Below are 22,202 nucleotides of genomic sequence, written 5' to 3'. Positions count from 1 at the left end.
TTGACGCTTACAAATAAACGAATGGAATTTCTTTTTTTGCTGTAAAAGTCAGCAGGATAAACATGGTTCCTACGTTCGATAACGCAGAGCTAAAAATACATATTTGTACACTCATTTTCCCCATTAACCCCCTTCCCATCACCAAGATTGAGTAAGAACCATAAACATGTACATTTTTGACTGTTTAAGAGTGTACATGTTTTTTTCTCTTTAAGTGATTTTGATATGTACAATATTAATCATGGTCGCGCATTATCCAATCTCTTTAATGCATTCTTAAACTAGCATTTCATTTCTGCCGATTCACCCCGCACCTTTAAATGTAATGAAGGGGGGAGGAATCAGGTTTTTTTATCATGGTATTCTTGAAATACCTTCCTGTATTGTAATAAAATGAAAATAGATTCATAGAACTTTAGTTCTATCAGGAGGTGGTATTTGGAAAAACTTGGGGCTTTTGATATGTGGTCAGGGAAATGAGGATTTCCTTTTTCAATCGGCATGATCCGGTAAGGAAGGGAATTTGCAAACCCTAAAACCTGTGAAAAATGTGCTTGCCCTCATAACAGTGTGTGCATGCTGCAGACAGTTGGCAGAAACCTATATGATTGATCAAATATCACTAAATTCAGGTAAAGAGGCATTTGGCAAATAGAACATTTGAAAGAAGAGGGCTGACTTTTATAATGAGATATTTTTGTAATTTAAGGCTTGAGCTGACCTCATGATCATGGTAATTGCCGCATGACAAATATGCAATCCTGTTCCATGAAGCTTGTACATATCATGGTTTGAAAAAGAGCCAATCACAAAATAAGCAATTTCATTTATAAAATAATATCGAATTTTTTCGATATGATAAAAATAGGACTAAAAAATGATACAATGAAAGCGATTATAAAATTGGGAGGGGAAATGAAATGAAAGCAGCAAGATGGCACAACGCTAGAGACATTCGAGTAGAGGAAGTAGAAGAACCGAAAGCAGGGAAAGGAAAAGTAAAAATTAAAGTAGAATGGGCAGGAATTTGCGGAAGCGATTTACACGAATATGCGGCAGGTCCAATTTTTGTTCCTGTTCAAGAGCCTCATCCTGTCAGTAAAGATGTGGCGCCTATTATCATGGGCCACGAATTTTCTGGTCAAGTAGTTGAAGTTGGAGAAGGTGTTACGAAAGTAAAGGTTGGGGATCCTGTCGTTGTAGAACCTATTCTTCGCTGTGGAGAATGCCCAGCTTGTAAAAAAGGTAAGTACAATCTTTGCGAATCTTTAGGATTCCACGGTTTATCCGGTGGCGGCGGCGGATTCTCTGAGTATACTGTCGTTGATGAGCATATGGTGCATAAAATGCCTGAAGGTCTTTCTTATGAACAAGGAGCATTGGTGGAGCCTGCGGCTGTAGCCTTGCATGCTGTTAGATTAAGCAAAATCAAACCTGGTGATAAAGCCGCTGTGTTTGGAACAGGTCCTATAGGTCTTCTTGTGATTGAAGCATTAAAAGCAGCTGGCACTTCAGAAATTTATGCAGTAGAAGTTTCCAAAGAACGTTTGCAAAAAGCGAAAGAACTCGGTGCTACATCTGTCATCAATCCAATAGAGGAAGATCCGGTTCAAAAGCTTCATGAATTAACCGATGGCGGAGTCGACGTTGCGTTTGAAGTAACGGGAATACCGGCTGTTTTGCAACAAGCTATTGACAGCACTGCATTTGAAGGAGAAACAGTCATCGTTAGCATATGGGAAAAAGAAGCGGGCATTCAGCCAAATAATATCGTATTAAAAGAAAGAAACGTAAAAGGAATTATTGCATACCGTGATATCTTCCCTGCTGTAATGGAATTAATGAAACGAGGCTACTTCCAAGCAGAAAAACTCGTTACGAAACGAATTAAGCTAAATGATATTGTAGCAGAAGGATTTGAAACGCTGATAAAAGAAAAAGACCAAGTGAAAATTTTGGTAAAACCAGAATAAACATTTAAATTGAGTAGGGAGAAAACGGTGCGGACAAGCTGAAGCTTCAATAGATGGATGCAATGCGAAAAACGCGTGCACCGTTTGGCAAGCAGGGAGAAAGTTGCAGGGGATTTGCCGATGCTTGAAAATATATACAAACAAATAAGTAAGGTTAAATCCCCTCTCTCTATCCAAATTTTTTCATGAGCCTTTATCATTCCATAAAAATTCCGTTGGTTCAAAAACATGTAAATACGTTAAGACATCGGTACTTGAGGGATAATTTTGCCTTCGATACGTTCAAAGATGTCATCTAAATCAGCGCCAGTTATGGTTAGTCCATGGTTTTTAAGACCAATAATAGCTTTAGAAGGCTCTTTTGAAGCTCGGACAAGTTCAGCCACCGTTTTTGCAAGTTCAATTGTTCCACAAGGATAGTTAATCTCTGTAGCCTTTATGCCGTCCATCCAAGCATGAACATGTACAATCGCTCCTACCTCCGGGTGCTCTTTATAAATCATCCAGTGCTCAATAGCGTCGACAGATGCCCTTTTTGGTGTTATATTCGGAGGAACGCTTACTTTCATGGCATTTTTATCAGGATCGTATCCACTTATTAAGAGAAAATCTTCACCAACTGTTTTCATATCTGCTTTGTTAATTCCGCTTGCACTCATCCAAAAGCTTTCACTGTCCCGTCTGGCACTGAGGTTTCCATAGCTTAGACCTCCTAATCCGTAAAGTTTTTTTAGATGACGGAGATCACGAGGTGTAAGGTATTCCTCCAATGGAAATGGAGCGGGAAGTAAATTCATGCGATCAAGCTTTTTTCCGTATTCGCTTAATGATCTCGTAATCTCATCTCCGTTCCACATCTCTTCCGGAAGATCATCATAAAAATTATTGTCAATGACTAACTGCGAAGCTGCGAGCGGTTCCAATCTTTCAAAAATTTGTTTAAAAAATGTTTCTTCTTCTCCTTTTCTATACTCCAATTTATAAATACCTTGTTTAGGTGTAAGAAAATAAATATCTGTTGTTTCATTATCGTTATCTAAGATATACATAAATGATTTGCTAAAGACCTGATTAAATACGGATAGGCTGATTTCCTGAAGGTAAAAGATGTAAAAACGGGGAAAGTGTCAATCCGAAAAAAAGGGGTAGCTTTTTCGGGTTAAAAACAGGAGCGCCTGTTCTTCCGGTTGCGATTATTTGTCTAGATGCGAAAAAGTGGATTCGAAAGCCAGTAAAAGTTGTTATTGGGCCAATGATATATTTAAATGAATTTAAAAGTTCAGATTATACCGTACTTGCAGAGGCTGTTATGAAACTTATGATGGTGCTGCAGCAATCAAAAAAGGTTAGTCTCCCATAGCTAGAACTGATTATGAAGGAAGAAATCAAAAATTTCCTCGAAATCTAACAGGAGGAACGGCATAGAAGCTACCATCGAAACTCAGCGAATATGTTTGTAAATGGCTACATTTAACCATATTATTATATTAAAAAAAGGGGAAAAGGGATTCTTCCTTTCCAAACAGGAGACTGCCCTATCTATCTTGCATTACACACAAAATTCTTGACGGTACCGTAAAGGACGTAAACGACATTTAGTTAGCAAATATTGATGATAACGATAACATCAAAATTTTTTTGTACTAATAAAAATAGAATGCCAAGCCAATATTAGTGCAAAAACCACTCTCCGATCAGTACTTGAAGCAAATCCGTACTCTATTTCCACCGCTTAATTCTGTTAAGCGTAAATCCAAACAAAAGGCGGCAGATCAGAATAAAAATTGTTTTTGGAACAAGCCGCAAAACACTTAACGGATGGATAAATGGAAATTATATGTGGTAGCAGGAAATTAAATCAAGGGGTGTACAATAGTATAGCTTCAATATAAGCGGAGCAAATTTTCAAGCAAAAAACGGGCAACTCCATAAGGAAGCTGCCGACCACATAAATGTATTAACTTAAGAAAACGGAAATGAAAAACGACGAATCCTTGAAAACGGGAATCGGAATCTCCTAAATCTCCGAAAACGAAATGGGAAATGCCCAAACCCTCCAAATCCACCGAAAGGACCTCCGAATCCACCGAAAGGAGATCCGAATCCTCCGAAAGGACCTCCGAATCCACCAAAAGGACCTCCGAATCCACCAAAGCCAAATTGTCTTTCTTCTTCGTTATCTTCTTCTCGTTGGTCGCCAATAGGTACTAATAAATAGGCATGATCATTATCGGCTTTATCAATAATGCCATCATACATTTTTCCATCGTCCATTTCCAGCAAGACGTAATAATGCTTATGTCTTTTGCAAAAATCATGCTTGCTCACATGGTGATCATAATGATCCCGATAATGCATATTTTCTTCATACGGCTCCTGAGGATTCGCATATGGAACTTGTTGATCTAGGTTATAAGCATAGTTCAAGTTATAATCATATTGCATATTGATTTCTCCTTTCCTGAAATTCGATTATATTGTATTCACCTAATTTTTCTTTGTTACAAAAAATAACATTTTATTGGATATGTCAAGCAATCATCCCTTTTGCAACATAAGACAACTCCTTCAATCTATGTCTCATTCATTTTTTCTGCAAAGATAGTAAAGAAGTTTTTTCTTTTGTCTTTTGTTACTCATCAAAAAATTTTTTAAAGGATTGCCAGTAAACTTAGGAAAAAACAAAGATCAATTCCTTGTATTTCAAGTGATAGCCGACGGTCATTGGGGATTTTTCACATTGACAGCATAAATTGAGTTGTGTGAATAGATTCCTGTAAATAGGAGAAAATTGTAATAAAATAGATAGAGAATTTACAAAAAACTTGGCAAGACAGTGCATGGGAACATCTTCCATTTGAATGTGCAAACGAGATGAATGTATCAACGGATTGGGTAACCAAGCAGGAAAGTGGTTGGACCGCTTAATCGGCAAACAAGCAGTTGTTGCTTTCTAATCCATCTAGAAAACTTCTGACAACCTTCTTCTGTACAGAAGCTTCATCGAGAAACGCCCACCTCTAAACGAAGTGAATGTGGAGATGATAAAACCATGCCAAATAAAACGGTTTTGGCATAATATATAAAACTTTCATATCTTTAATAAAGGAAAGATCTTTAGTATGTATTATTTTATCGTCAATAAAATCTCAGGAAACGGAAAAGGATTAAAAGTTTGGAAAAAGACTGAAAAGTTGCTTCAAGAAAAACAGATAAATTATCAAGTGCGCTTTACCAATCGTCCAAAACATGCAGCAGAAATTGCTAAGGAGTTGTCTTCTGAAAAATGTTATGCTGTTGTAGCCGTAGGAGGAGATGGTACAATCCATGATGTTGCTAACGGGTTAATCAATTCGAATATACCTTTGGGTGTTATTCCTGCAGGATCGGGAAACGATTTTGCAAGGGCTCTTGATATACCAAAGGACTATAAAAAGGCTTTAAAACGTATTTTAATGGGAAAACAAAGAAAAATTGATATTGGAAGAATTGGCAACGAATACTTCATTACTGTAATGGGGATCGGTTTTGACGGTAAAGTCGCCGAGATAAACAATGGCTCGAAATATAAAAATTGGCTGAATTTTATTAGATTAGGTAATCTTTCATATGGACTTAGCTTCTTGCATGTTTTATTAAAATATCGTCCTGTCAGCATTCAATTAATGGTTGATGGGGAGAAACTAGTTTTTTGTAATGTATGGTTAATTGCAATTGCCAATATCTCAAACTATGGCGGAGGTATTAAAATATGTCCAAATGCTTGTTATAATGATGGACTATTTGACATTTGTATAGTACACGGCATGAATAAATGGGAGCTGTTGCGCACTTTTCCAAAGGCGTTTAAAGGCAAACATATACTACATCCTGGTGTAACTATGATAACAGGGAAACAAGTGGAAGTTATCTCCGATTTACCTGTTATTGTGCAAGGAGATGGCGAGATTCTCACTAAAACTCCGATGAGTGTGACGATTCAAAGAGGTGGGTTGCTTATCATTTAAATAGTGGTTGTAAAGATGAATGATCTTAGTGAGAACACGACTTAGGTATTTCTGTTTGGGAAGTCATTCACCATAATTAGTATAAAAATGGAAAAACAATTTAATACACATGCATTCCAAGTCTTTTCTTGTTAACTTATAAGGGATGTAAATGTCTCTCAATAAAAAGATTTTCTTAAGATAGCTTTATTATCAATTTGAAAATTGGGGAATTATAAAATCGTTATTGGACTTTAAATGCAAAAGTTATTTACTGAATGTTTGTAAATATAATAAATTTTAATCTTTTCAACATTGCAGATATATTAGTTTTACACCGAAAAAGTCAGAAAATAAAAATTTTTGGAAGATGTGGCGAGTTTCTGATATTTTTCGTACAAGTTTGTATTTTTTCTCAGAGTTCATGAGCGTTTGTACATTTGATTTCGCTAACGAACTGTTTGATGATTACAGCTTACTCATAACGCATTTTTTATGGATTTTAGTCTATTACTATATTAATCTGTGTCTCTTTTTTAATCTAACTTTATTTAGAACGAGAATATGTTCGTGGATCCAAAATAATGTTTTGCTCACTTCTCATTGTAAAATTGTTGCAATTTAAATTATTTGCCAATAAATAGTTTGAAGAGAAGGCTCTTGATCGTTCAATCAAAAAATAGGAGAAAGTAAAAAAATGATAAAACATTTTCATGGAAAAGGGCAATGAATCAATTCAGAATTTTAACCCATTTTTTATTAAAAAATAAAGTACCTTAGTCAATTTTTAAACACTGCGATTCAAGTTGTGTCCTAGATGTTGGCAATGGAAAATTAGGATTGTTCGGTGCGAAAAGCACATAAAGTTTCTCCGTTAAATATCAATGAATACAGCATCTAGTGAAACAAAACAAGAGCTGAGACGTATGAAAATGGTGCTATACCGTATTTACATCCTTAACGATTAATCAGCCATCCGAGACGAAGGAACTAGGTGATGCACTTGAGGGGAAAATTGGAGAAGAGATTTTTCTATTTATATACTGGGGAGGCAATGGCAGCAGTCATTTTTTTTATCATTAGTTTCATTTGGAATAAAGTCTTTGCCCATTTGCATTTATATTCGCTGTACTCTTTTTGGATTTCGTTTTTTCTGTTAGAGTTTCTCTTATTTCAGGGTAGTGTGTATTGGTTTGCAAAATGGAAGCGATTAAAAAAAGAAAATACTGCCATAACTCCTGCTTATATCGTCCATCGATTAAAAAATATAAAGAAATGGAATACACTGTTTATCATCATTTCGCCTTTCATGTTTTTTGTCGATCTAGTCAGATGGTATCCGTCGGTACCTGCAACAGGATTGTACATAGCGGGATTTATTTATGTTTTTGCCATACTTGAGTATATAAACTATTTTCATATTCAGCTTTCATATGACAATTTTTCTGATATGAAGTACCTCTTAAAGTCGAAAAAGCTGAAAAAATCGTGTTTACGTAAAGACTTTGAAAGATTAGGATAAAGTAATAAGATAGCGGAAGGAAGATTATAAATGATACATATTCTGCTTGGCGCTTCACCTTCGGGAAGTTTAAAAATGGTCTTAAGGGATTTAGATGTGGAGAAAAAAGAGCGCGTCATTTCTTTTTGGGAAACATTCTCGGTAGGTCCGATCTGGAGACTGCATGAAGACATTGGAAAAGAAGCGAGATTTCATTGGATAAAAAATAATTTGACGGATGCATACAATGAGTTTCATGAGTATGAACAAAACTTTCAAAAAACAGTCAATGAAATAACAGCGATTCCAGAAGGATCACCTATTATGATATGGATTTCTGACAACGCTCATGAACAGACCGGATTGCGATTTGTTTTATATCTATTGAAGAATAAAAATAATGACATCTTCCTCATCAACACGACAAAGGTATATGGCGAGCTTTTTAAGAAACGAAAAGAAAAATATACTGTTTTGGATACAGGTGAAATTCCTCCTGAAAAGCTTCGATTCATATATGAACAAAGTAAAAATGAACCGCCTCTTTCCCAGCATGAAAGAGAGAGTTTTGAAAAGGAATGGCTCGCTCTTGCAAATACTCGCGAAGTATTGCGAATTTGGCAAAACGGAACGATACACAGCGTTTCGGAAGATTATTATGATCTTTTCATAATAAACAGAGCGAAAAAGCTGCATAATGAAATGAAGACGAAGGATTTTATAAAATCAGTTAGATTAATCGGTGAAGTACTGGGGCATCTAGACCAATATGTAGGAGATGAATTCTTGGAATATCGGCTAAGAAAGCTGATTGAAAAGAGAGCTTTTGAAATGGAAGGCAGTCTGGAAGCTATGGCCTTCTATAGTGTTAAATTGCGATAGGAAAGTGGTGAAATATGATTTACGCCATTATTTTATTTATTCTTGCTGGTTTAGCTGAAATTGGCGGAGGGTACTTAGTCTGGCTATGGATACGTGAAGGAAAACACTACTTGTACGGAGTTATTGGTAGTATGATCTTGGTTCTATATGGGCTGATCCCTACTTTGCAAAACTTTCCTACATTCGGTAGAGTATATGCCGCTTATGGCGGCGTGTTTATTATTCTTTCTGTTTTGTGGGGATGGTGGGTTGATAAAAAAACTCCTGATATTTACGATTGGATCGGAGCAGGCATTTGTTTAATTGGAGTTTCAATCATGCTTTGGGGTCCAAGACATTAGACTGTCCATTCTGATAGGGATTTTTAATAGAATAGCTGCAATTAAATAATGTGCGAGTGAGTAAGCTTTCTCGGAACATATCGAGCATGAGCAAGACAAATTCCGTATAGGGAGTATGGCATCCTAATTAATTGACAGTTTTAGCGTTATGCTGAATGACTTTTTTCCGGTGATGCCGATAATGTGCGATTTTTTAATAAAGGCTTCAGCTTGCCGTTACACTTCAGAGATATTACAGGCTCTGAATAATGGCAACAAGCGTGGCGGAAGGTGCAATCAAAATGATTTTTTTGTTTTATTTGAATAACAGATCGCTCCCATTCCCGACCAATCCAACGAGTCTTTAAAAAATGGACGAAAATCTCCTTAATGTCAAGCTATTGCAATTTTTTTAGTATATAAAAAGATTGCTGGCGTTCTTAGGAAGCCCCTGCTGTTGAATTGGTGAAGCGAGGAATTCAATTTTTTAGAAACTTTTATAGAAAAAAAACGTTAATACATATGTAAGGAATATAAAAAAAACGGGGTGTGCTCATGATCTGGGCGTTGGTATTGATTATGCTTGGAGGAGTGTTAGCTGGTTTTTTGCATGTTTGGTTGAAAAAGCGGATATCCTTTTTTCCGTTATTGGTGATAGAAATCGTACTGTTATCTGTTCTTGCAGTCTATTTATTTATAGCATATGAATTAGGTTTTACAATTAGAGCGATGTCTAGCTTTGGATACTCTTTTCTTATGTGTTTAATCACGTTTTCCCATGAATCGGGTTACGAAAAAATAAAAAATGAAGCAAACAGAGTGGAAATTGAAAAGATTGAACTCAATAAACATTCGAGTCGGGTTTGGGTTGATGCGGCATTTGCGATGACATTCATTGGTCTATCTGTCTTATATTTTGTTTTCAATTCATACGATTCTGTTTGGTCTCTCATTTTGTTATATACGAATGTTGTAATGATTTGTCAATTGTTAAAAAAAGCTGTTCTTTATCGAAACCTTGAAGTGTATTTCAGCAAAGAAACAAATTGTATTTACATATTATCGAACATCACAGCGAAACGATATCCGCTTTCAGAACTTTCGGAAGCAAAGCTCGAGTCAAATGTTGATGTACTTAAATTATTCCCATTATTTACGATGTTTTCAACAAATGAAGATTTCACGACAAGTATGGGAAAAACATTAAAGCTAGTATTTTCAGGCGAAACTGTCTATTTTAATGCTAAAAACACTTCTTGGCTTACGACCATTGAAAGCCGGGAAGAAAAGGAACTACCGTCGGAAATTGCACAAGTTGAAGTGCTTCCATTTTATCATAAAAAAAATATAAAAAGACTTCTCGGCAAAATGTACTTTGCCATTTCCGTCAAAGGAGTCGGCGCCTACACGACATTGACTGTTATCTTATCACTGCTAAAGGTTCCTATTTGGGCGATCACGATTGCGGTCATTGTTTTGTGGATATTTAATCTTTACATTTCTGATCGATTATTAAAAATTGCATTAGACGTGAAAGAGATAGATGATCCAAATGTTTTAGCTGTTGCAGACAAAGTGCTAAGTCGGGCTGGAATTTCTGATGTGAAAGTTTTTCAAACAGAGGCGAATGAATTAAACGGTTTTGCAGCTGGGGCAAACATCGGTCGATCAATGATCGTATTAACGTCGGAAACGTTAAAGCTTCCGTTGGAAGCAATCGAAGCGGTTTTTGCTCATGAAGCTGTGCATGTAAAAAAACGGGATGTCATGATCGGTCAAATTATACGTATACTTGCGCTTTTAGTAATTGTTTTATTTATTTACTGGTTATACCATTCTTTTCTACTAAGAAATGAGTCTCTTCTTTTTTACATTGTTTTTGTTCTTATTTTATTCCTTCCTCTTATCCAGTCTCTTCTTTTGCAATGGATGGAAGTGCGGGCAGATCATTTAGGGGCTATATGGCTTGACAACGGAAATGATCAAATGGCAGACGGTTTAACTGCTTTAGCTGTAAAACAAGATGAGTTGACATACAAAGCACAACGCTACAATTTAAGTAATGAAGAAAAAAATTCATCGATTGAGCGGGATTCATGGTTTTTCAGATTTCTAGAATTTCAATTTATGATCCACCCGCCAATGTATTGGCGTATTCAATCTTTAAAGGAAACTGGAACGGAATGGAACATGAAAAAAATACGAAAGTGGTGGAAAGAGCGTTTTTACGAATCGCTTCCTGATAAAAAGAATAAAATGGAAAGCATGTGAATCATTTTTATCGTTTGAAATGCTTATTAAAAATTAAACGATACAAACATAACCCCCATACGAGAAAATGTGACGAATTTTCATATTGAGTCGGCATTTTGAGTGCCGGCTTTTTGTATTTTATGGGTATCCGCTGATCATAATCTTTTTGTCTTCACCTTTTCCCAATGCCGGGAAAATCGTAATGGAAGACGAAAACCAATTTGGTCCGCTAGCAGTCAGAGTGAGAAATAGAAGAGTATTTGTCAATCTTCTTTTCTGCAGATTTGACCACATAATTTAGGAAAATGAATGTGTTTTTTTCTACAATAAGTAGATAACAATTATGATAATGAGATGCTACAATCAACTTAAAGATAATTCAAAATATTAAGTAAAAGAGAGGTGTTTCAGATAAATTGCAAACGCTTACTTAAAATGTGAAATACAAAAAATTTTTGATGAGGAGGTCTATCATAATATGAAACGGATTAACCCAATGAACGTAATTGACAACAGCCGCATTCATTCATTCCATATTTGGCTGATTTTCTGGTTATTTATCGTTATTATGTTTGACGGATTTGATGTTGTCATTTACGGTGCTTCTGTCCCGCTGCTTATTAAGGAATGGGGAATTTCGGATGTCACTGCCGGGGCTATTGGCAGCTATACAGTTGTCGGAACAGCAATCGGTGCTGTTTTGTTTGGATTGCTATCGGATAAAATAGGGCGAAAAAATATTATTTTGTTGACTACGTTCTTGTTTAGCTTTTTCACGCTGCTCGCAGGTTTTGCAGCAAATCCTGTCTTATTTACGATCTTTCGCGTCATTGCAGGTGTTGGTCTAGGCGGAGTTATGCCTAATGTCGTTGCAATAGCAACTGAATATTCACCGCGACGGGTTCGCACAGCAATTGTTTCATTCATTTTTTGCGGTTATTCTGCAGGAGCTATTCTAGCAGCGCTTACAAGCAGGCAGCTCCTTCCTACAGTTGGATGGGAGTCAGTATATTGGGTAGGCGGAATTCCCTTATTGTTCATTCCTTTCTTGTTGAAAAGTGTTCCAGAATCCATCGACTTTCTTTTGGAAAAAGGAAAGGAAGAAGAAGCTAAAAAAATTCTTGCCAAAATTGAGCCGGGAATTAGCAGCGATGGGGAATTTGAAAAAAAGGAAAAAGTGAAAGAAGCGGGATCGCCTATTGTCAGTTTGTTTGAGGAAAAACGTGCATTCAGCACCGTTATGTTCTGGATTTCCTGCTTTAGCGCATTTGTATTGATTTATTCCATGAATACATGGCTGCCGCGCCTTATGATGGAAGTTGGCTATGATTTAAGCTCAAGCCTTGCATTTACTGCTGTCATGCAAATTGGAGCGATTGTCGGAACAGTTGTTTTCGGCCCTATAGTTGACCGGCTAGGCTTTAAAAAAGTGCTTGTTCCATTGTTTTTCTGTGGAGCCATTGCACTATCTTTAATCGGTTTTGCCAACAGTACATTCATCGCTTTTGCCCTGATTTCTGTTATTGGTGCAGCATCCGTCGGGGTTCAAAATATGGCGAACGCATTCGTTTCTCAATATTATCCTACTAATATGCGTTCAACAGCTGTAGGAAGTACAATGGCATTTGGCCGTTTAGGCGGAATAGTTGCCCCTACATTTGTCGGGATTTTACTTTCATTAAATTTACAGCCGCAATATAATTTTGCAGCTATTGCCAGTGCAGCAGTGCTTGGCGGTTTAGCAGTATTGTTCATTCAAGAGCAGCATTCAGTCTATTACAAAGAGAAAAAACAATCTGAGATAATCAATGAAGATGTAGCCGTTGAAAAATAATTTTTGTAAAGTCCCGAGGAGATATTTTCTTCGGGATTTGAAATTATTCTTAGCGGTAAAGCGATTTGTAAAAAATAAAGTCGCTCAACTTTGGAAGGTGAAAGAAAAATGCCAATAAAAATAGAGCATCTGTTAACTGCCAGCATAAAGGTAGAAGAGCCGATTATTATTGGTGATGTTGGATTAGGGATAAGGAGGGTTATTCCGATTATTGGTGGAAGATTTGAAGGCCCTAACATAAAGGGAAGAGTACTTTCCGGAGGAGCCGATTACCAATTAATACGAAAAGATGGGGTGACGGAACTGTTAGCCCATTATACAATTGAAACAGACGACGGAGTGCCTATTTATGTAGTTAATAAAGGATATAGGCACGGACCGAAAGAAATTATGAATAAGTTGATTTGCGGCGAGGAAGTTCCACAAGACTCGTATTATTTTAAAACATCTCCCGTTTTTGAAGTAGGTAATAAAAAGTATGATTTCCTTAACAAGATGATATTTGTAGGAGAAGGAATTAGAAAACCGTCCGAAGTACAAGTAGCATTTTATCAAATTCTTTAATTCATATGTTATCGGCCTTTTATCGATTTGCAAAAACAGTGAAAACCGGAAATCCGGATGTATTTGGCGAAAAATTGAAAGAGACGGAAAAAGACTTAAAAAAACTAGCAGAAATGTATACTGAAAGAACAAAAAGCCTGCTAGAATCCGTGACGAATGAGGATCTAGATCGCCAAGTCGATCTTTCCAAAATTTTTGAGCGAAAATGTCTGGATCGCAATGATTGCAAACTGCGATGGATCATGAAATCCACCATAAAGGACAGTTGTTCGTCTATGTGCGGGAAATGGGGAATACGGCCCTTCTACGTTTTGTGATGCGCGGTTGATGAAATGAACCAGATGATCATCGAACTGATGTCATCTGGTTTCTTTCAGAACTTTGTTTGTGCGGAAGGCAAAATAAATCGATGTCCCTAGTATGACAATTAAGAAAATATAAAGCGGGAAGACTCCAAGTCCATCTGCTTTTCCGAGTGCGACTTGAGCAGTTCGCCAGACCCCGAATAAAAAGAAATAGACTACTTCTGCTTGCAATAAACGGATGAAAATCCTTCCTTGATTATAAAGAAGCTTTTTTTGTTCTTTTGTAGCATTGTACTGATAATAAAATGCGTCGGGAATGCGGGACAATAATGTTGTCAAGACAAATATTCCTAGTCCTGTAAAAGGCAGAACAAGAATGAAGCCTTTTCCGCCGAATCCATCCGGTTCGCCTTTGAAATTGAAATGCCGTGGTATAGTATCCGGCAAATGCTCCCAAATGAAAATGACGTAAATGAACATTGCTGAAAGCCCAATAATTGAAAGTGTCAAAAGAACATTTTCAATTTTCTTTTTTTTCTCCACAGAGAAAACCTCCGTTTTTCCATTATCGATGTTTTCATACGTATTCACCGTTTGTTGTGTTTCATTTAATCGCAGCTGCAGGATTCTATTACTCATTTACATCCCAAGTAACTGTAAAGCTTCCTTTCAGTTTGTCGCCTGTGACGATGATATGGTAGATGCTTTTTTCTGCCGCTTTGATTTGATATGTGCTTTCGTCGACTTCTTTCATGGCGACAACGTCACCGTCTTTGTTCAATACATGAAAACCATGTCCGCCTCCGTTATTGTTTTGAATTTTAACGGAAAACGTAATCGTTTGACCTTTTTCCGCATAAATCGGAATGGCGTGTTCTCCGTGGAAATAGTCGAAAAGTGCGATATAGCTTGAATTCCTTTTCCATTCGCGCCAATCTTTTTTTACAGTAAAATCCGTGTTTAAAATAATACACAAAATAAACGGAGCACAGATTGCAAAAATATATTTAAAAAATGCGTTTTTTCGCGCCATGTATGTTCCAAAATAAAAAACTAATGAACAAAGAGCTCCAACTGTTCCGCCAACAATCACCATCATCCATCCGAAAGGCAAAAAAAAGAGATATCCTGCCAAAACGTAAAAGGCAATTTTAATGGTTCCAGTGATTTTAGGAATTTTCACAGCCAGCAGGTCAATAAAAATAGAACAAATTATTCCGTATCCGTAAAAAATGCTCCAAAGAAAAGGGTTATTCAAATCTTTTGAAACTCCATACAAGTCAAAATCAGCTGCAATGAAAAAAACAGTAAAAAAAATAAACAGTGAGAATCCGGCGCCGGTTAATTTGGGTTTAACATAAGAGATAGCATTGAGGATATTTTTTTGTAAAAACACTAAGTGATCACAGCCTTATATTATTTTCTCAATATTATGTTTATTATAACATTAATTTTTCTCTGTACATTGACGTTGCGTAAAGGTTTATGATGATCTTGTCAGGAGGTGAAAGGATGGAATATACGGTAAAACAATTAGCAGAGTTGACCGGAGTTACAACACGGACATTGCGATATTACAATGAAATTGGGCTTCTTATGCCAGCGAAAATCAATTCATCCGGATATCGCATATATGGGGAAAAAGAGGTTGATAAACTGCAGCAAATTCTTTTTTATCGAGAGCTTGGAGTTGATTTAGATACAATTAAAAAAATCATCAATTCACCATCCTTCGACAGCATGAAAGCTTTAAAGGAACACCGCGAAAAGCTTCTTGCAAAACGCAGGCAGCTAAATTCATTAATCGCAAATGTGGAGAAAACAATAGCGGCAAAGGAAGGAAGGATCACGATGAACGATAAAGAGAAATTTGAAGCTTTTAAACAAAAATTAATTGAAGAAAATGAAAGAAAATATGGGTATGAAGTTAGAGAAAAATATGGAGACGAAGTCGTCGATCGATCTAATCAAAAACTGAAAAACATGACAAAAGAGCAGTTCGAACAGCTGAAACACCTTGAGGAAGAGGTCTTGAATACACTGAATAAAGCATTTGTAACTGGAGATCCAGCGAGTGAGCTGGCACAGAAGGCAGCTGATTTGCATCGTCAATGGCTCTGCTATTTTTGGGATCATTATGCGAAGGAAGCTCATAGAGGAGTAACAGAGATGTATGTAGCAGATGAAAGATTTAAAGCGTATTATGATAAAAAATATCTTGGAGCAGCGGAATTTTTAAGGGATGCAGTTCGAATTTATACCATGAATTGAAAAGAATTTTTTACAATTCGGTCTTTGGAATGCTTTCTTTGATGAACCATATTTTAATTCTGTGACATCAGCTACCCATTTTTCATTTGGCTTTTCCGCTGTGAATTCACGATTCAATATATTTTCTGCAACATGCTGAGGGGTAGATCACTTATAAGATTTCTTCTTTTTTTGAATAACAGATTGCATACCGGCAACTTTCATCAGTCTATAAATTCGTTTGTGATTGAAGTTCTGACTAAGCTTTCGATTTATATTCAAAGTCATTCGACGGTAACCATAGATGCCGTCAACTTGTTTTTTGCAAAATAAAAGTGAAATCCTTATGCAGTGATTTGCAATGGGGCTTTACATGGAGGAGGAGCCATGATAACTTTTTTGGTTTTGCCAAAACTGTTGAAGCTGGCGCTTGGCTAAAGAATCATGGGTATAGAGGATCCATGTCAAGCCCTTGATGGATAGATCACATATATGTATATTTATTCAAAATTTTGATAAAGATATACTGCAACACTCTGTATTTTTTTCTTGCAGAAAACAGTTAACTTTCTCCTGGAGAGCTTTCATTTCTTTTACGATTTCTTCATTCTGAAGTTCTCGGGAGGAAGGCGAACGTTTTAACCGCTTATAGTAAGCAGCTCGTGAAATACCGGCGATTTCACATAATAAGATTATGCTTAGGTTTTCTTTCTCATGAAGTTCCCGGATTGCGATATACTTGTCTTCAAAACGGATTTGGTTTACTTTCGCCTCCTTTCGATTTCCTCTAACTTTTTTAAAAATAGATTCTCCGCACGTAAGCGTTCATTTTCTCTTTCTAACTTTTTCATCTCCAGTTTCATTTTTCCTTCTGGAGATAACTTTGCTTCTTCTTTTTTTCTTCCTCGTTTGTCTTTAAGCGCTTCTTCTCCACCATTTTCATACTTCTTCACCCATTGATATACTTGTTGATAAGAAACTTCATAAGTCTCTGCTGTTTTTTTTTATAATCTTTTCCGTTCCCTAAACAATTAAGCACAATTTGTATCCGTTCATTCCAAGTCGTTTTTCTTCCTTTAGTCATAGAGCTTGTCTTTCCTTTCGACGTTAAATCTCTATGGCTATTATACTTCTTCATCCATCGTTGAAGTACCGATCTACTTGAAATACCATATGTCCTGACAATCTCGTATTGTGAGAACTCACCAGATAAATAATCTTTTACAGTTGCTTCCTTAAAACCTTTCCAAGAATTTAAACGTTCTAAACCCTCTATTCCAAATTCCTCAAATTCATTTATCCATTGCCTTAAAGAATATTTAGTAATTTGATACCTTTTACAAAGCTCTTGAATAGTACATTCTCGGTTTTCATATGCAAGTAAAACTTCAAGTTTGAACTCTGTAGTATATTGCTTATACATAGAAAAACTCCCCCTAAGGTAAAACAGATGTTTTATATTTTAATCTGTCTACCTTAAGGGGAGCATATCATGAAAGATCAGCCTCTTTATTTTTTACTTAAAACGTATGCGCTAAATCTTTTGCTCTCGCAATTGCGTTTTGTTTAATTTCCTCTGCTTTTTCAGGTTGAGCAGCGTGTCCTTCTACAAACAAGCCTTCAAATGAAGGAACACCGAAAAATTGCATCACAACAGCCAAATAGCGGTGACCCATTTCCATTTGAGCTGCTGGACCTTCTGAATAAATGCCTCCACGCGCTTGAATATGCAGGGCTTTTTTATCAGTCAATAACCCAACAGATCCTTGTTCAGTGTATTTAAACGTTTTGCCTGCAACTGCAACTGCATCAATATATGCTTTCAAGACAGGCGGAAATGAAAAATTCCATAAAGGTGTAACAAAAACGTATTTATCCGCTTCAATAAATTGTTCACAAAGCTCTGAAAGACGTCCAACTTTCGCTTTTTCCTCGGAAGTAAGCTCATCTAAGCTTTTTCCGGATCTCAGTTTCCCCCAGCCATTTAATACATCAGCATCGATTTGGGGAATATGTTCTTTATATAAATCAAGGTGAATTACTTCATGGTCAGGATTCGCTTCTTTATAGGTTTCGATAAAAGCCTTTCCTGCTGCCAAACTGTAAGATTGGGTGTCATCAAGTGGATGTGCTGTAATGTACAATACTTTTGTCAACGTAAACCTTCCTCTCTTGGTGCAATTTTAGTTTTTTAGTGAAAAAATAAAATTTATAAATTTTTATTTTGAAAATATTTATTTCGAGATAATTTTATAGGAATTTGTTTTAGATTTCAAATGATTTGTTTGCAAAAAAATTTATCCAAATTTAGTCAAATAATTTGTTTTCAGCTGTCTAATTTGTTTTTCACGTCTTATCGGTCAATAAACATGGCTGATCTACGAATGAGCCTTGATCAGTTATTTTTGATTTTGAACGCTTTCGCCGTGAAAACCGTTTTTCATCCATTTGTTTGGAATCACTAGCGTTGCATTAATTTAATTCGAAAATTCCGAATTGAAAAAAGTCCATAAAAAAATCCTTTATAATGGATGGTACAGGTGGTCCCTGTCCAAATCCAATATAAAGGATGAAGCCTATGGACAAGGATACACTATTTTCTTCATTTGGTAAATGGGTCACTCCTCTCAATTCTGTTAAATTTACACAAAGAATTGAAGAGATGAAACAAGATAAATATACGAAAAAATTAACCACAAAAGCGTATTTACTTTTGTTTTTGCATGCTCAACTTCAACAACGAGAAGGACTGCGCGCCATCGCCGATGATGCGTTACTGGATGATTTTCAGCGAGAATTAGGATTGACATCTATTAGTGCTTCACAACTTTCTCGAAAACATCGCCAAGTAAAACCCGAATTACTCGCAGAAATCTTTCTGGATTTAGTGAATCAAATCCGCCAGATGTCCACGAATTCCTCCAGTCAGGTGAGTGGCTTAAAAATCGTGGATTCTACGACCATTTCACTGAATCTGAAAAAATATCAATGGGCTACGTTTCGCAAAACGAAGTCGGGAATTAAGGTTCATTTACGACTGGTGTTTGTCAATGAAGATACGGTTTATCCGGAAAAAATGGTCATGACCCCAGCAGGGAACAATGATCGAACACAAATGGAACAACTGATCGACGAAACAGATGCCATGTACGTGTTTGATCGTGGTTATGTAGACTACGAAAAGTTCGATTATTACTGTGATAAAGGCCTCTTTTTCGCCTCCCGTCTGAAAAAGAATGCCTATGTTCGATTTCTTGAATCGTTCTCTGTCCCATCCAATTCCTCTATTTTATCTGATTCGATGGTGGTCATTGGGACACCACAAAAACGAACGGAAAATGTCTTTCGATTAATCGAAACATTCGATTCGGACGGGAATCGAATTCGAATCATTACGAACCGATTCGACCTAGATCCAGAAGAACTTGGTGATATCTATCGTTCTCGATGGGCCATTGAACTATTTTTTAAGTGGATTAAGCAACGTTTAACACTCAAACATCTTTATGGAACGAGTCCAGAAGCTGTAGAAAATCAGGTTTACTTAGCTCTGATTTCTTACTGTTTACTCATTCTTATTCAACTTGAAATGAAATCGAAACATTCTCTCACCCAGATTTATCGTTGGCTGCGCGTTTTTCTTTGGAAACCAAGTACCGTGTGGGTGGAACGAATTCAACGGGAATGAGTTGAAAAAAGTCGGCGAAGCGCAGTAGCCATGTAACAATAAAACAAATACATTTATTACCAAATGGATAGTGATCACCTTTAGTTGGTTACTGCCTTGTTTTTCGTTTATCATAAAATATTTTATCCAGAAAATTCTGCATAAAATGTTTTTATTTTTTATGCAACGCTACTGGTTTGGAATATAATTTATTATTCCCTGTAATGTGAAGCTTAGCTATTGCCATCTTCTCCTCAAATGATAAGGCAGCATTTTCTTTACGGAAAGGCAGAGTAAATGCCCGTTTCTTAAATTCTTTTCCAATAATCCCATCGTCCTTCATTTATTTCTTTTTCGATTGTTTTAATATATTTCTTTAGTTCAACGGGCATCTCGTCATTTTCCAGCTCATCCATTGTAAAAGTAATCATTTGCGCACCGCTGAAATCCATGACCTGTACAACTCTTTGCCGACCTTTAAAATATGTTAGCATAATGTGATATCTACCCATTCGTTTCACCCTATTTTTCGTTTTTTTATGGGACCAATTGAAAGAATGTTGGATCGTTTAAACGTTCGGAAAGTTTTTCGAAAGTGGCAGTAAGCGCGAATGTATTTATCGTTAAAGTCTTTTACTGTAATCAATCTTTCTGTTATTACCCCTTGATCGGTCATGTAGATCATCTTTAAAGCAAAACCGTACTTTTTGGCATTCAGCAGCAAACCGTTCATGATTTTCACCTCACAAAAAAGAACGTTTGTTCTATTTTTATTATATGCGAATATATGTTCTGATATGAAGAAGAAAATTTTGGAACGATTCATTTTTTTGGGCATCTTTCTTTAGAATGGAATGGCAGAGATTGAAATCACATGGAGAAGGGAATGCTGTTTTTTTCGAGAAGCGTGCAAGTGGGGAAGTTAAAATCATTTTAAATAAAAAATAGCTGTCAAGCGGGCCTCTATATCGATGATTTATTGACAACACATGCTGTCTTGGAGTGCGTATGTAAAACAAATCAGCTTAACTTTAAGAAGCGAGGCGGAGTGCTGTGTTGACATAACTCATCTGCTCCAAGGATGGGGAGAAACTAATCTTATTTACTATTAATACGGCAAAATTTACATCCCATTAAATAGAACTGATGAAGCAGTTATTTTTTATCATAAGCTGCCAAAGCTTGTTCAGGTAGTGTGTTCAATAGTGATATTTAGAAATGATAGATTTCGAGTGTTTCAAATTGCAAGATGTATGTTTAATAAAATCAAGATTTTTCTGCAAGCACTAGCTCCTAAAATGAAATGCATTTTTAATTGAGGCTGTACAGAAAGTCAAATCTCCATTGAAAACAAAAAATCATAAACTTTCAAAAAGATGAAAGGGGGCGTCAATAAGCCGATAAAACGGCTTATTAGACAGCCCCCCGCCATTGTCCGCACATTCCTTCATTAAATTTTTTGCAGAGCTTGTCTGACATCTTCTTTTAAATCTTCGATATGTTCTATGCCGACAGAGAAGCGCACGAAGTTTGCCGGGATTCCTGCGAGCTGCATTTGTTCTTCGTTCATTGTTCCTTCCCACATCGCTGCTGTATGTACAACGAGAGACTCGACTCCGCCAAGGCTTACAGCGTTAGGAGGAAGCTTTAATGCGGAAACAAAGCGCTGTGTTTCAGCATAACCGCCCTTAATGGAAAAGGCAATAACGGCACCAAAGCCTTTCATTTGCCGCTTAGCAAGCTCGTGCTGCGGATGGCTTGGCAGCCCCGGATAATATACCCGTTCAACTTGAGGCTGATTCTCAAGAAATTCGGCTAACGCCAAAGCGTTCGCGTTAATCCGTTCGATCCGCATAGGAAGCGTGCGCAAGCCTCTCAGCAATAGCCAACCATCCATTGGCGAAAGCACTGAACCGATGGAAATATGCGTATTCCAAATACGTTCAGCTAATTCCTCGTTTGTGCAAATTACGCCAGCTGTCAAATCATGATGGCCGCCCATGTATTTTGTTGCACTATGGACAACAACATCAACCCCAAAGTCATGTGGACGCTGATTGATAGGGGAAGCAAACGTATTATCTGCGACAACGATAATTCCATGTTGGCGGGCAAGATCACACACTGCAGCTAAATCTGTCAATACCAATGTAGGATTGGCAGGCGTCTCAACCATAATAAGTTTTGTATTCGGACGAATTGCCTTTTCAAACGCAGAAGTGTCGGATTGGTCAACGAACGTCACGTCAACACCAAATTTCGGCAGCAGCTCATCCATAATTTTCGTTGTGCTCATATAATGATTTTTTTGGGCAATCACATGATCGCCTGCTGCTACAAGCGATAAAATAGTTGTCGCTATCGCTCCCATACCAGAGCCGGTTACTAAGGCTGTTTCAGTTCCTTCAAGATCTGCTACAATTTTTTGAACCCGTTCATGCACTGGGTTTCCGTAACGTGTGTAATATCGCGGATGACGAGGTGTTCCAGCAATTTCAGAAAATTCGCTTGCACTATGTGCCTGGAATGTTGCGGAATAGTAAATAGCAGGATTGACTCCTTTTTCGTCCGTTATAGAATCGTCGCCATGGATGACAATTGTTTCATCTCTGAGTGCTTGAGGATTCCGTTGTTCTTGTTCATTTCTTTTCATTATTTATTTCTCCC

Annotated in this window: 19 protein-coding genes and 4 pseudogenes; 12 read left to right on the top strand and 11 right to left on the bottom strand. The window is 36.9% G+C overall.

All coding sequences use genetic code 11. The annotated features are described in order from the left end of the window. Positions 1–920: 920 nt before the first annotated feature. The gene (locus tag RI196_RS15380; protein WP_066247374.1) at positions 921–1,973 is read left to right on the top strand and encodes a 2,3-butanediol dehydrogenase; all 1,053 of its coding nucleotides are present in this window, start codon (positions 921–923) and stop codon (positions 1,971–1,973) included. Between the two features lie 239 nt (positions 1,974–2,212). On the opposite strand, the pseudogene RI196_RS15375 reads toward RI196_RS15380, so the two are convergent. After that, positions 2,213–3,066: pseudogene (locus tag RI196_RS15375) on the bottom strand (class II aldolase/adducin family protein); the annotation flags it as partial. A gap of 869 nt (positions 3,067–3,935) precedes the next feature. Further along, on the bottom strand, positions 3,936–4,418 hold the full coding sequence (locus RI196_RS15370; RefSeq protein ID WP_242513796.1) for a hypothetical protein: 483 nt from the start codon (positions 4,416–4,418) through the stop codon (positions 3,936–3,938). 677 nt (positions 4,419–5,095) lie between these two features. Here RI196_RS15370 and RI196_RS15365 point away from each other — a divergent pair. From RI196_RS15365 to RI196_RS15330, 9 genes and pseudogenes are all read left to right on the top strand, one after another. Further along, positions 5,096–5,980 (top strand): diacylglycerol/lipid kinase family protein, encoded by an 885-nt coding sequence (locus RI196_RS15365; RefSeq protein ID WP_066247365.1) that lies wholly within the window; start codon positions 5,096–5,098, stop codon positions 5,978–5,980. A gap of 982 nt (positions 5,981–6,962) precedes the next feature. Then, a complete protein-coding gene (locus tag RI196_RS15360) occupies positions 6,963–7,481 on the top strand; it encodes a general stress protein (protein WP_144598223.1) in 519 nt (172 codons plus the stop codon). Positions 7,482–7,511: 30 nt separating this feature from the next. Further along, positions 7,512–8,342 (top strand): DUF1835 domain-containing protein, encoded by an 831-nt coding sequence (locus RI196_RS15355; RefSeq protein ID WP_311066470.1) that lies wholly within the window; start codon positions 7,512–7,514, stop codon positions 8,340–8,342. Positions 8,343–8,356: 14 nt separating this feature from the next. Further along, on the top strand, positions 8,357–8,683 hold the full coding sequence (locus tag RI196_RS15350; protein ID WP_044895977.1) for a YnfA family protein: 327 nt from the start codon (positions 8,357–8,359) through the stop codon (positions 8,681–8,683). 534 nt (positions 8,684–9,217) lie between these two features. Continuing rightward, complete coding sequence (locus tag RI196_RS15345; protein ID WP_311066469.1) at positions 9,218–10,933, top strand: M56 family metallopeptidase; 1,716 nt, start codon at positions 9,218–9,220, stop codon at positions 10,931–10,933. Positions 10,934–11,393: 460 nt separating this feature from the next. Beyond that, positions 11,394–12,749 (top strand): MFS transporter, encoded by a 1,356-nt coding sequence (locus RI196_RS15340; protein ID WP_066247353.1) that lies wholly within the window; start codon positions 11,394–11,396, stop codon positions 12,747–12,749. A 108-nt stretch (positions 12,750–12,857) separates the two neighbouring features. After that, positions 12,858–13,313 (top strand): DUF3237 domain-containing protein, encoded by a 456-nt coding sequence (locus RI196_RS15335; RefSeq protein WP_311066468.1) that lies wholly within the window; start codon positions 12,858–12,860, stop codon positions 13,311–13,313. A 5-nt stretch (positions 13,314–13,318) separates the two neighbouring features. Further along, a pseudogene (locus RI196_RS18630) lies at positions 13,319–13,456 on the top strand (DinB family protein); the annotation flags it as partial. Positions 13,457–13,548: 92 nt separating this feature from the next. Then, on the top strand, positions 13,549–13,641 hold the full coding sequence (locus RI196_RS15330; protein ID WP_311067366.1) for a DinB family protein: 93 nt from the start codon (positions 13,549–13,551) through the stop codon (positions 13,639–13,641). Positions 13,642–13,672: 31 nt separating this feature from the next. Here RI196_RS15330 and RI196_RS15325 read toward each other — a convergent pair whose 3' ends face one another. Both RI196_RS15325 and RI196_RS15320 read right to left on the bottom strand, forming a co-directional pair. Next, positions 13,673–14,257, bottom strand: a complete 585-nt coding sequence (locus RI196_RS15325; RefSeq protein WP_311066467.1) for a DUF1648 domain-containing protein — start codon at positions 14,255–14,257, stop codon at positions 13,673–13,675. Next, positions 14,250–14,876, bottom strand: coding sequence for a hypothetical protein (locus RI196_RS15320; RefSeq protein ID WP_311066466.1), 627 nt, complete (start codon positions 14,874–14,876; stop codon positions 14,250–14,252). The genes RI196_RS15325 and RI196_RS15320 overlap by 8 nt, the downstream gene beginning before the upstream one ends. A 254-nt stretch (positions 14,877–15,130) precedes the next feature. Here RI196_RS15320 and RI196_RS15315 point away from each other — a divergent pair, with 254 nt between their 5' ends. Next, positions 15,131–15,889 (top strand): MerR family transcriptional regulator, encoded by a 759-nt coding sequence (locus tag RI196_RS15315; RefSeq protein ID WP_311066465.1) that lies wholly within the window; start codon positions 15,131–15,133, stop codon positions 15,887–15,889. Positions 15,890–16,083: 194 nt separating this feature from the next. On the opposite strand, the pseudogene RI196_RS18750 reads toward RI196_RS15315, so the two are convergent. From RI196_RS18750 to RI196_RS15295, 4 genes and pseudogenes are all read right to left on the bottom strand, one after another. Then, positions 16,084–16,186, bottom strand: a pseudogene (locus tag RI196_RS18750) (IS3 family transposase); the annotation flags it as partial. Positions 16,187–16,629: 443 nt separating this feature from the next. Continuing rightward, positions 16,630–16,821, bottom strand: a complete 192-nt coding sequence (locus tag RI196_RS15305) for a hypothetical protein (RefSeq protein WP_311066464.1) — start codon at positions 16,819–16,821, stop codon at positions 16,630–16,632. Between the two features lie 365 nt (positions 16,822–17,186). Then, a pseudogene (locus tag RI196_RS18830) lies at positions 17,187–17,291 on the bottom strand (helix-turn-helix domain-containing protein); the annotation flags it as partial. Between the two features lie 97 nt (positions 17,292–17,388). Further along, a complete protein-coding gene (locus RI196_RS15295) occupies positions 17,389–18,024 on the bottom strand; it encodes an FMN-dependent NADH-azoreductase (RefSeq protein ID WP_311066462.1) in 636 nt (211 codons plus the stop codon). A 422-nt stretch (positions 18,025–18,446) separates the two neighbouring features. Between RI196_RS15295 and RI196_RS15290 the strand changes: the two genes are divergently transcribed. Further along, the gene (locus RI196_RS15290; protein ID WP_144596560.1) at positions 18,447–19,556 is read left to right on the top strand and encodes an IS4 family transposase; all 1,110 of its coding nucleotides are present in this window, start codon (positions 18,447–18,449) and stop codon (positions 19,554–19,556) included. A gap of 287 nt (positions 19,557–19,843) precedes the next feature. Here the strand turns inward: RI196_RS15290 and RI196_RS15285 are convergent, their stop codons facing one another. The 3 genes from RI196_RS15285 to RI196_RS15275 form a co-directional block, all read right to left on the bottom strand. Next, the gene (locus RI196_RS15285; RefSeq protein ID WP_063386282.1) at positions 19,844–20,047 is read right to left on the bottom strand and encodes a hypothetical protein; all 204 of its coding nucleotides are present in this window, start codon (positions 20,045–20,047) and stop codon (positions 19,844–19,846) included. 5 nt (positions 20,048–20,052) lie between these two features. Next, positions 20,053–20,268, bottom strand: coding sequence for a hypothetical protein (locus RI196_RS15280; protein WP_063386281.1), 216 nt, complete (start codon positions 20,266–20,268; stop codon positions 20,053–20,055). Positions 20,269–20,985: 717 nt separating this feature from the next. Further along, positions 20,986–22,188, bottom strand: a complete 1,203-nt coding sequence (locus RI196_RS15275) for a trans-sulfuration enzyme family protein (protein ID WP_375338759.1) — start codon at positions 22,186–22,188, stop codon at positions 20,986–20,988. Between the last annotated feature and the right edge of the window lie 14 nt (positions 22,189–22,202).

The organism is Aeribacillus composti (assembly GCF_031760945.1).
GTDB lineage: Bacteria > Bacillota > Bacilli > Bacillales > Aeribacillaceae > Aeribacillus > Aeribacillus composti.
This window is presented reverse-complemented; position numbering and strand designations above follow the sequence as displayed.

Coding starts and splice junctions, on each gene's coding strand:
- RI196_RS15340 (WP_066247353.1), top strand. CDS start 11,394: ATGAAACGGATTAACCCAATGAACGTAATTGACAACAGCCGCATTCAT.
- RI196_RS15285 (WP_063386282.1), bottom strand. CDS start 20,047: ATGGGTAGATATCACATTATGCTAACATATTTTAAAGGTCGGCAAAGA.
- RI196_RS15325 (WP_311066467.1), bottom strand. CDS start 14,257: ATGAGTAATAGAATCCTGCAGCTGCGATTAAATGAAACACAACAAACG.
- RI196_RS15345 (WP_311066469.1), top strand. CDS start 9,218: ATGATCTGGGCGTTGGTATTGATTATGCTTGGAGGAGTGTTAGCTGGT.
- RI196_RS15330 (WP_311067366.1), top strand. CDS start 13,549: ATGGATCATGAAATCCACCATAAAGGACAGTTGTTCGTCTATGTGCGG.
- RI196_RS15335 (WP_311066468.1), top strand. CDS start 12,858: ATGCCAATAAAAATAGAGCATCTGTTAACTGCCAGCATAAAGGTAGAA.
- RI196_RS15355 (WP_311066470.1), top strand. CDS start 7,512: ATGATACATATTCTGCTTGGCGCTTCACCTTCGGGAAGTTTAAAAATG.
- RI196_RS15350 (WP_044895977.1), top strand. CDS start 8,357: ATGATTTACGCCATTATTTTATTTATTCTTGCTGGTTTAGCTGAAATT.
- RI196_RS15380 (WP_066247374.1), top strand. CDS start 921: ATGAAAGCAGCAAGATGGCACAACGCTAGAGACATTCGAGTAGAGGAA.
- RI196_RS15280 (WP_063386281.1), bottom strand. CDS start 20,268: ATGAACGGTTTGCTGCTGAATGCCAAAAAGTACGGTTTTGCTTTAAAG.
- RI196_RS15275 (WP_375338759.1), bottom strand. CDS start 22,188: ATGAAAAGAAATGAACAAGAACAACGGAATCCTCAAGCACTCAGAGAT.
- RI196_RS15315 (WP_311066465.1), top strand. CDS start 15,131: ATGGAATATACGGTAAAACAATTAGCAGAGTTGACCGGAGTTACAACA.
- RI196_RS15365 (WP_066247365.1), top strand. CDS start 5,096: ATGTATTATTTTATCGTCAATAAAATCTCAGGAAACGGAAAAGGATTA.
- RI196_RS15290 (WP_144596560.1), top strand. CDS start 18,447: ATGGACAAGGATACACTATTTTCTTCATTTGGTAAATGGGTCACTCCT.
- RI196_RS15370 (WP_242513796.1), bottom strand. CDS start 4,418: ATGCAATATGATTATAACTTGAACTATGCTTATAACCTAGATCAACAA.